Annotated in this window: 1 protein-coding gene; it reads left to right on the forward strand. The window is 71.0% G+C overall.

Translation table 11 applies throughout. The features are described from left to right. Positions 1 to 1,436, forward strand: a 1,436-nt coding sequence (locus tag B0W80_RS34010; RefSeq protein WP_143684921.1) for an Ig-like domain-containing protein, incomplete at both ends; no start/stop codon positions are given.

Below are 1,436 nucleotides of genomic sequence, written 5' to 3' on the forward strand. Positions count from 1 at the left end.
CGGCGGTGAACGACGCGCCGGTGAACACGCCGCCCGCCACCTGCACCACGAACGAAGACGCCACCATCGGCCTCACCGGCCTGCAGATCGCCGACCCGGACGCCGGCAACGGCACCATGCGCGTCACCCTGAGCGTCGCCGCGGGCACGCTCACGGCGGTGGCGGGCAATGGCGTCACCGTCACCGGCAGCGGCTCGGGCACGCTGATCCTCGAGGGCTCGCTGGCGAGCATCAACGCCTACCTGGCCAGCGCGGCGCGTCCGAACTACGTGCCGACGCCCAACGACAACGGCAACATCGCGCTGACGATGGCCACCAGCGACCTGGGCAACACCGGCAGCGGCGGGCCGCTGACCGATGTCGACGGCTCGACCATCATCATCGTCGCCTCGGTCAACGATGCGCCCGAGGGCAGCGACAACACCATCGTCATCGACGAGGACGCGGTCTACACCTTTTCGGCCGCGGACTTCCCGTTCACCGACCCCAACGACGTGCCCGCCAATGCGCTGCAGTCGGTCATCGTCACCACGCTGCCGCCGGCTTCGCAGGGCGTGCTGCGCCTGAACGGCGTGGCGGTGGTGACCGGGCAGAACATCGCCGCGGGCAGCCTGGGTCAGCTCACCTTCACGCCGGCAGCCAACCTCAACGGCACCGGCGCCGCGAGCTTCACCTTCCAGGTGGTGGACAACGGCGGCACCGCGCTCGGCGGCCAGAACACCGATGCGACGCCGAACACCATCCGCTTCAACATCAACCCGGTCAACGACGCGCCGGTGGCCGGCAACGACGTGGCGGCGACGGCCATAAACACGCCGCTCGCGAACATCGCGGTGCTGGCCAACGACAGCGATGCCGACGGCGATGCACTGGTGGTCACCGCCGCCAGCGTGAACCCGGCCCTGGGCACGGTCTCGATCAACCCGAACGGCACGCTCAACTTCACGCCGGCCCTCGACGTCACCGGCCCGGTGCAGGTGAGCTACACGGTGAGCGACGGGCGCGGCGGCACGGCCAATGCGGTGCTCACCGTCAACGTCGGCACCAACACGCCGCCGCAGGGCGCCGACGCCGTCGCGGCGGGCGTGGAAGACACGCCGCTGGTGCTGAGCCTGGCCGCCTTCCCCTTCAGCGACGCGGATGCGGGCCAGACGCTGGCCAACGTGCGCATCGACACGCTGCCCACCGGCGGCACGCTGCTCTTCAACGGCACGCCGATGGTGGCGGGCCAGGTGGTCTCGGCCGCGGACATCGCCGCGGGCCGCCTGAGCTTCGTGCCCGGCGCCGACGGCAACGGCACCGGCTACGCGAGCCTGACCTTCTCGGTGCAGGACTCGGGCGGCGCCTTCGACACCACGCCCAACACGCTGCGCTTCGACATCGCGGCGGTCAACGATGCGCCGGTGGCCAACGCCGACGTGGGCACGCTGGCCGAA

This window comes from Variovorax sp. KK3 (assembly GCF_001984055.1).
In the GTDB taxonomy this organism is placed as follows: domain Bacteria; phylum Pseudomonadota; class Gammaproteobacteria; order Burkholderiales; family Burkholderiaceae_C; genus Variovorax.